The 512-nt window shown below is 73.8% G+C and carries 2 pseudogenes; both read left to right on the top strand.

Features of this window, described 5'->3' with window-relative positions:
- Window positions 1-350: pseudogene (locus tag U9980_RS18400) on the top strand (hypothetical protein); the annotation flags it as partial.
- A gap of 11 nt (window positions 351-361) precedes the next feature.
- A pseudogene (locus U9980_RS18395) lies at window positions 362-512 on the top strand (IS5/IS1182 family transposase); the annotation flags it as partial.

The raw sequence follows: 512 nt of genomic DNA, 5'->3' as shown, positions 1-512 counted from the left end.
CCAGGGAGTTCGGCGCGTGGCCGACCGTGTCCAACCGTTTCCGGCAGTGGCGGAACGCCGGTGTCTTCGACGCCCTGCTCGAGGGTTTGATCGCCCAGGCCGCGGCGCGGGGTGCGGTGGACCTGTCCCTGGTCAGGGTGGACTCCACGACCGCCCGGGCCCACCACGACGCCGCCGGGATGCACCTGGGCCACGAGGTCATCGCCGCCCTGGAGAAAGCCGTCGCGGAGGAGGAGAAGGAGGCCCGGAAAAAGGGGGTGGCCCGGACGGACAAGACGGGCAGAGCCCCGGAGGCGATTCCGCGAGGGAGGAACAGCGACGCATCCGGCGCCGGCACCGGCTCCGGCTGAAAGCCGCCCTGCTGGGACGGTCGCGGGGCGGGCAGACCAGCAAGGTCCACCTCGCCGCTGACCGGCGGTGCCGGCCGCTGGCGTTCGTCCTGACCGCGGGGCAGGCCGCGGACAGTCCGCAGTTCACCCCGGTGCTGGCGAAGGTCCGGGTCCCCGGGCCGG

Origin of the sequence: Protofrankia sp. Cr1, from assembly GCF_963555865.1 — a bacterium.
GTDB lineage: Bacteria > Actinomycetota > Actinomycetes > Frankiales > Frankiaceae > Protofrankia.
The sequence above is the reverse complement of the archived record's forward strand: the minus strand, read 5'-3'. Positions and strand labels throughout refer to the sequence as shown.